Source organism: Caballeronia sp. LjRoot29 (assembly GCF_964252755.1).
GTDB lineage: Bacteria > Pseudomonadota > Gammaproteobacteria > Burkholderiales > Burkholderiaceae > Caballeronia.
Genome location: NZ_CAXUPU020000093.1, coordinates 1 through 954, shown reverse-complemented (window position 1 = coordinate 954; position 954 = coordinate 1). Strand labels below are relative to the sequence as shown.

Annotated in this window: 1 protein-coding gene; it reads right to left on the bottom strand. The window is 59.9% G+C overall.

What is annotated here, in order from left to right:
• Positions 1 to 249: 249 nt before the first annotated feature.
• Positions 250 to 954: IS110 family transposase (locus ACSQ83_RS35865; protein ID WP_436231372.1), on the bottom strand; the 705-nt coding region annotated here is incomplete at its 5' end.

Below are 954 nucleotides of genomic sequence, written 5' to 3'. Positions count from 1 at the left end.
ATATTCGAGTGGGCGCTGCAATTTCCTGAGGGCGGCGTAGCAGTAAAACTCGACGGTGAATCAGGCTGATATTCGCGGGTTGGTTACCGCATTACAGAGATCCGTTTCGTGAGTCTGCCGCTAGCTTTGTGCGCAAGTCGGAATGAACCGTTGCCAAGAAATGACGCGGATAACTCGAATACCGGGCTACGCCGCCTTCAGGAAACTACCGTTTCATTGCGAACTGCTTTTTTGCTGCCTTCACCTGCCTTACTCCGAGCGCGGGCTCGCCTGCGCCATGCCCAACCGGCCGATGTCCCAGATGAAGCCCGCCAGTTCGCGAGCCACCGCGACGATGGCCACATTGGTGCTTTTGCCGCGCGCCACCAGCTTTCGATAGCGCCGGCACAGGCGCACCTGCGCGTCCCACGCCCGATCGACGATAACCTTTGGCAAGCCCTCATGACGACGCTGGATCTCGGGGCTCACTTTGGCCGTATGCCGATAACTCCAGGCCGCCTCGATGAGCAGTTTGCGGGCAAAGGAATTGCCGGTCTTCGTGATACCGCCTTGGCGCCGTTTGCCTCCCGAGGAATACTCCGAGGGCGTCACGCCAAGCCAGGCCATCAACTGTCGGGGGTGCGCAAAGCGACTCAAATCGCCTAACTCCGAGAGCAAGCCCACGGCAGCGGTGAACTGGATACCGCGCATCGATTGCAGAGCAAGCACGGCGGGATAAAAGCCCCAGCGTGGCACGGCATCGCGCATGGCCGATTCCAGACGCTGGCATTGTGCAAACCGATCCTCGATGGCGCGGCGTAACTCGTTAAACGCGAAATCCTGCCACTCGTTGCCAAACGAGAATTTGCTTAACCAGTTGCGGTGCGCCGGTCCCCAATTGGCCACCCCCACGTAGCGCACGCCGTGCGAGAGCAAAAATGCCTTCAGTGTCTGGCGCGCGCGCTTAAGCTCGTC